Origin of the sequence: Pseudoalteromonas sp. Z1A6 (assembly GCF_011378745.1) — a bacterium.
Classification (GTDB): Bacteria; Pseudomonadota; Gammaproteobacteria; order Enterobacterales; family Alteromonadaceae; genus Pseudoalteromonas; species Pseudoalteromonas arctica.
Map to the genome: position 1 here is coordinate 1 of NZ_WTKW01000255.1, position 6,171 is coordinate 6,171.

Sequence of the window (6,171 nt, forward strand, 5' to 3'; positions counted from 1 at the left end):
CTCAGCAATTGCTGAGCTTTTTTGTGTTTTTTAAATCTCATTTTTTAAATTTCAGCAAAAAAATACAACCCATAACCAACTATTAATGCGGGAATAGATGTATAAAGTGTAGCTATAACTGCAGCTTTGGGCGCCATTGCTATTGCTGGAAATAACGCATCACCATCGTTAGAAATTGCGTTTCCTGCTAAAGCACTAAAGGGAATAATGCCTTGAATATAAAGTGTTGTAACAATTATTTGCGGGCCACAGCCGGGTAAAAAACCAATAAGCACTGCAATTAATGGGGCTAAATAGGCGTAATGTACAAACCACGTTTTTAAATCAAGTCCTGCAATGTTAACCAAAATCTCAAATAGCATAAAAGAGGCTACAACCCATGCCGTTACAAAGTGGGTATCTTGTAATACTTTTATTATTTTAGAAGGGGGGTTACATGCATCGTCTTCTGATGTTACTTCTTGATAGCTTTCACCTCTTGACGAAAGCGCCCAAATACTAACAATAAATAAAGCCATTAATGCACCAAATAGCGTAATTACAGTACTTGTGCTTGAACCAAACTGTGAAAAATCAACATTAAACGCAATCAAAAAGGCAATTATAAGGCTTGGGATAATTGTTACCATCCAAACCGGTTTACTGATTTTAATAATGTTAGTTGAGAGTATTTTAATTTGGTGCTTTTGTTCTTGCGCTGTTGGGCGTAAAAAGTCTTTTTTGTGTATCGTATTAACCAGTAAACCACTGAATGTACCCACAACCAACCCTATTCCCATAATTAACAAGCCTTCAGTAGGGCGGGTAGCAAGTAATAAAAATGCTGCATCTCCCATTGTAGCTGTTAGCACAGCAACAATAGCACCAAAGCTTGCTTGGCCTTTTGTAAATTGAGTAACCACAATAATAGCGCCACCACAGCCAGGTAATGCACCTAAAACCGCTGCAAAGCTAATTTCTAAAATAGGGGACTTGGCACTTAAATAACTAAGCTCTAATTGAGGTAAGTGTTCTATAGCGTAGTAATAAATTAAAAGGGTAGCAGCAACAAACACACTTACTTGAAAAAATGCATCACTCAGTGCGGTCATTGTTATTTCGCGTAATTGCGGTATTGCAAGGCAAGTTAAAATAAATAAAGGCAGCAGTAAGCGTTTATTTTGGCTCAAAAATCGTTTTGAGGCAGGAGTAATAAAACCAATGTGAGGGAGTGAAATCATACAATGCGACCTAATAAATTAACTAGGTCACACTGTATATTTTAATCAAATGATAATCAATATCATTTGCATCTATTTAAATCGATTACTCTGTTTGAGTTTTTCGATAACCAAATCTAAGTTAGTTTAAATTTGAATTAAAGGCTGTGATTAAATTGGGCTACTTACGCTGAAATTCAGAGTTTGTATTCCACGTTGGCCACTGTTCTGTTTCAGAAATATCGAAACCTACCTTATAAAATAATTGTAAGTCTTGAACAGCACCCGATAAATCCCATTCATCACGGTAACGGTCACATGGTTGATGGTAACAACCGCGAAGTACTAAACTCATACGTTTACGGTAATTAGCCGTTTCTTCATCAGCAGCCACTGTGCCGCCACCTGCGTACATGGCCGGAATGCCCATGTTTGCAAATGCAAAGTGATCAGAGCGGTAGTAGCCACCCGATGATGGTTTAGGATCACCTGATATTGTTCTGCCTTGCTCTTTAGCCGCAGTTTCTAAAAACTCATCCATTTGTGATTTACCAATACCAACCACATTCATGTCTTTTACTTTGCCTAATAAATTTAAGCTATCCATGTTTATGTTAGCGACTGTTTTATTCGCTGCAATCACAGGATTTGCCGCATAGTATTTAGACCCTAATAAGCCTTGCTCTTCAGCAGTTACCGCTAAAAAGGTCATCGAGCGGCTAGGATGCTTAGGTAATTTAGTAAAAGCTTCAGCTACTTCAATAAGACCCGCTGTACCCGTTGCATTATCGTGAGCACCGTTATAAATTTGATCGCCTTTACGTGTTTTATCTGTGCCTAAGTGATCCCAATGAGCTGAGTAAATAACATGCTCATCTGGTTTTTCACTACCAGGTAAAGTGGCGATAAAGTTATATGACACCGATTTTTTAATCGTGTTTTTAATAGTAACAGAAGCAGTTAAATCGCCCATATCAACATGGTAAGCACCTTTGGCAGCATTCGTTTTAACGGTATCAAAATCTAAACCTGCTTTAGTAAAGAGCTCTTTTGCTACGTCAGTTGTAACCCAGCCTTCAACAGCTACACGGTCCATGTTGTTGTTTTCTTTTTGAAAACCAAACTGCTCGCCGCTCCACGAGTTTTCAACAACCGACCACGGATAAGATGCAGGTGCTGTTTCATGAATGATAATTGCACCTGCGGCACCACGGCGACTCGCTTCTTCGTATTTATATGTCCAACGCCCATAATAGGTCATCGCGTCGCCAGTAAATAAAGCAGGGTCTTTTGTTGCAAAACCCGGATCGTTAACCAGCATTACAACCGTTTTGCCCTTAACGTTTAAACCTTCGTAATCATTCCAATTGTATTCAGGTGCATTAACGCCGTAGCCCACAAATACAAGTTCAGAGTTTTCTATGCTTTCTTGAGCACTTATCCGACTGCTACCCATAACCATGTCTTTTTTGTATTGGTAGTCTTTACCGCCAATACTAAGCACCATGTTCGAATCAGCTTCTAAAGAAACTAATGGCACTTCTTGTAAGTAACTGTCGCCATTACCTGGTTTTAAACCTAAAGCTTTAAACTGCGCAGTTAAATAATCAAGCGTTAGCTTTTCGCCTGGTGATGAAGGAGCACGACCACCAAATTCGTCCGATGCAAGTACTTTTACATGTTTAGCCAGTTCATCAGCTTGGATACTGTTATAACCATTTGTTACATCAGTAGGTGTAATACTTGTTGTTGCGCAACCTGCTAAAACAGCGGTAGCGAGGAGTGTGAGAGAGAAATAATGTTTCATGTCAGCTCTTTTTTTGTTTTAAGTTGTGATTAGTATATTAACTTCTATTAAGTAGAACCAGTTTTTGCGGTAAACTTCTCGTAAATTATAGGCATAAATTGTTAAAGGTTTAAATGAAGCGTTTTACTCCCCCCGAGCAGTGGCAAATCAGTAGTTTAGAAACAGGTGCATTTGCGCATTTACGTGAGCTGTTTAAAGTTAACGAACTAACAGATTGGCCGGCGCCGCAGTGGTTTTCTCCATTTTTAACCGCTATTAATGCGAATAATATTCCTATTACTTTTGAAGATGATGCAAAGGTAGATTTTGGCGATCGTTATTACGAACAAGTTATTTTTGAAACGGGTGTTGTACCTACACGCAGTGAGAACTGGCATGACTTATTTGGTGGCTTTATTTGGTGTTTATTTCCTAAAACTAAAGCACTTATAAACCAGCGGCATGTACAAGATATAGCTGAACATGGATTACAACAGCGTACCAAACATCGTAATGCATTAACGCTCTTTGATGAATGTGGTGTTGTATTAGCTATAAGTGAGAGTAAATGGCAGCAGTGGCTTTGCGATCATCAATGGAAAACAGCATTTGTTGAACACAAACATGAGTGGGGTAAAACAATAAAACCTTTTATGTTTGGCCATGCTAATTATGAAATGCTCACCAAACCTTATATAGGTTTAACGGGTAAAGCATTGTTTGTTTGTGTACCGGATGAAATATTTTGTAAAGATTTAGTTACTCAATATCAGTACCTAGACCAAGCCCTTTATGAGATGATTAATACAGATAACTGCTTAGCCGATAACAAACAGCTTTCACCACTGCCTTTATTAGGTGTGCCAGGCTGGCATGACGAAAACAAAGACGACTCTTTTTACAACAATACAGATTATTTTAGAGCGAAACGAAGGATACGAACATGATAGAAGTTGCTGGGCTTAAAAAGAAATTTAAGCTAACTAAAGATCACAAAAAAAATAAAATAGACGACATCGACCCTCGTGAAGATAAAGATTATTTTCACTCAGTACGAGATGTGAGTTTTAGCTGCGCAAAGGGTGAAGTACTTGGATTGCTAGGCCCAAATGGTGCGGGTAAAACAACTACACTTAGAATGATTTCAACCGCGTTAAAGCCCGATGAAGGCTCAATAACAATTGCCGGAAACGACATTGTAAAAAAACCGCTACTGGGGCGTAAGTCTATCGGTTTTTTATCGGGCTCTACCGGTTTGTATGGCCGCTTAACTGTAAAAGAAAACATAGAGTATTTTGCAAAGCTCCACGGTATGAGCAAAAGCGATATTGCATCGCGTTGTGATGAGCTATTTACATTGCTTGATATGCATAAGTTTGTAGATAAACGCGCAGAAAACCTATCAACAGGTATGAAGCAAAAAGCAAATATAGCGCGTGCTGTTGTGCATCGCCCAGCAGTTGTTGTGCTTGATGAGCCAACAACGGGTCTCGATATAATGACCACGCAAACCGTTATTCAATTTATTAAGGGTTTAAAGGCGCAAGGTACTCCTGTTATTTTTTCTACCCATCATTTAGATGAAGTTGCACTTTTATGTGACCGAGTAGCTGTAATTAACGAAGGTATTAGCTGCTTTGACGGAACAGTAGATGAATTTAAACAAGCAGGTAATAGTGATGAGCTTAATCAAGCGTTTATGAACATATTAACGGAGAAACATGATGTTTGAGGTATTTAAAAAGGAATTAAGAGAGTTATTACGCGACAAAAAAACGCTATTATTTGTTGTTGCGCTTCCTGTCGCTATATTTCCGTTATTGTTTGCCGTAATGGCATTTATAAGCTCACAAGCAGCAATGGACGCAGAACAAAAAGTAAATACGTATGCCATTATTAATGGTGAATATGCACAAGAATTTACTGATAAAGTGTTTTATCACAAAAGTTTTGAGCTTTATAAAGGGGCTAAAACCTTTAATAACATTGAAGAGCTTAAAGCTGGTGTTATAGCTGGCGATATTGATATGGGTATTTATTTACCAAGCCATGCTGAGCAAACACTAGATAATGGTGAACAAAGTCAGTGGCAGGTTGTTTTTAACGATTCAAAATCTATTAACTTTTTATTCGAACGCGTCAAAGAGCTAGCAAAAGAATACAGTGACGTACTGCAAACTCAAAAGCTAATCAGTTTTGGTATTGAAGAGTCTGTTCAAAAATCTATTCTTAACCCAATTGAAGTAATTAAGGTGGATACAGCCGATAAACGTGAAAACCTTGGCGAAAAAATTGGCGGTTTTTTACCTTACTTACTTATACCATTAGTACTAATGGGGGCTACTTATCCCGCTATTGATTTAGGCGCTGGCGAAAAAGAACGCGGCACGCTAGAAACACTCCTACTTACACCTATTACGCGTACAGAGCTGGTGCTTGGTAAATTTATAACTTTGTTAACTACATCCATTGCCTCCACAACCATAACGGTCTTAAGTATGGGCTGCTGGATAGCACTGGCGTTAGCATTTGCCGATCTAGATTTTATTAAAGCGGCATTTAGTACATTAGCGGTAACCGATTTACTGATGATATTTGTATTGCTACTGCCTGTGGCTGCTATATTTTCGGCTTTGGCACTGGCTATATCTATTTATGCACGTACGTTTAAAGAAGCACAAAACTATATGGCCCCCTTAAGTATGGGCGTGTTTTTCCCTATTATTATTTCAATAATGCCAAATATGGAGCTTACTGCTAAAACAGCATTCATTCCTGTTACAAACGTGGCTTTAGCAATTAAAGAAATAGTAAAAGGGACTGTTGATTACACATTTGTAGGCTTAATATTTTTAGCAACTGCAATCATTGCAGCCGGACTACTGGCATTTTGCGTTAAATGGTTTAACAGAGAAGATGTGCTGTTTAGATAATAATATAGATTTAGCACTCTAAAAATATATAAAAGGTAGCATTGGCTACCTTTTATATTTTAAAGGAATGATTGCTTGAAAAAACTATTTTATAAGCTGCGTGAGTCGATATGGGTACTCTCATTCATTTATAATTCATATAGAGAGAGTGCTCTAAATAAAACTAATGATTTAGTCTTTTTATTATAAAAATTATAACGATAACCGATTAGTTAGGTGGTCCAATTCTTTCGTTAATGCTCTATACTAATAA

5 protein-coding genes are annotated in these 6,171 nt (G+C 37.9%); 3 read left to right on the forward strand and 2 right to left on the reverse strand.

Translation table 11 applies throughout. The features are described from left to right. Positions 1-44: 44 nt before the first annotated feature. Both GQR46_RS14640 and GQR46_RS14645 read right to left on the reverse strand, forming a co-directional pair. Positions 45-1,220 (reverse strand): putative manganese transporter, encoded by a 1,176-nt coding sequence (locus tag GQR46_RS14640; RefSeq protein WP_165741320.1) that lies wholly within the window; start codon positions 1,218-1,220, stop codon positions 45-47. Positions 1,221-1,380: 160 nt separating this feature from the next. Then, complete coding sequence (locus tag GQR46_RS14645; protein ID WP_165741321.1) at positions 1,381-3,006, reverse strand: M28 family metallopeptidase; 1,626 nt, start codon at positions 3,004-3,006, stop codon at positions 1,381-1,383. Between the two features lie 113 nt (positions 3,007-3,119). Here GQR46_RS14645 and GQR46_RS14650 point away from each other — a divergent pair, with 113 nt between their 5' ends. The 3 genes from GQR46_RS14650 to GQR46_RS14660 are packed head-to-tail and all read left to right on the forward strand — an operon-like array spanning position 3,120 to position 5,918. Next, complete coding sequence (locus tag GQR46_RS14650; RefSeq protein ID WP_165741322.1) at positions 3,120-3,932, forward strand: DUF3025 domain-containing protein; 813 nt, start codon at positions 3,120-3,122, stop codon at positions 3,930-3,932. Beyond that, positions 3,929-4,717: an ATP-binding cassette domain-containing protein gene (locus GQR46_RS14655; protein WP_007586825.1), complete on the forward strand. Its 789-nt coding sequence runs from the start codon at positions 3,929-3,931 to the stop codon at positions 4,715-4,717. Before GQR46_RS14650 ends, GQR46_RS14655 begins: the two co-directional genes overlap by 4 nt. Next, complete coding sequence (locus tag GQR46_RS14660) at positions 4,710-5,918, forward strand: ABC transporter permease (protein WP_008171197.1); 1,209 nt, start codon at positions 4,710-4,712, stop codon at positions 5,916-5,918. The genes GQR46_RS14655 and GQR46_RS14660 overlap by 8 nt, the downstream gene beginning before the upstream one ends. Positions 5,919-6,171 lie beyond the last annotated feature (253 nt).